Genomic DNA, 241 nt, shown 5'->3' on the forward strand with positions numbered 1-241 from the left:
GCACCAGTCGAGGCGGCGTTCGCTGGTGTTCGGGGCGAGCGCGTCGCACATCGTCGGGATGGACGTCGACGAGGGCCGGGCGCTGCTCGCGGACCTCGAGCGGCGTAGCACGCTGCCGGACCGGGTGTTCTCGCACTCGTGGACGGCGGGGGACATGGTGATCTGGGACAACCGCGGGCTGGTCCACCGGGTCCGCCCGTTCGACCAGACCGAGCCGCGCCGGATGCACCGCATCACCCTC

1 protein-coding gene is annotated in these 241 nt (G+C 72.2%); it reads left to right on the forward strand.

From position 1 onward, the window contains the following. Positions 1-241: TauD/TfdA family dioxygenase (locus FMEAI12_RS07990; RefSeq protein ID WP_146776653.1), on the forward strand; the 241-nt coding region annotated here is incomplete at both ends.

Origin of the sequence: Parafrankia sp. Ea1.12 (assembly GCF_900465275.1) — a bacterium.
GTDB classification, from domain to species: domain Bacteria; phylum Actinomycetota; class Actinomycetes; order Frankiales; family Frankiaceae; genus Parafrankia; species Parafrankia soli.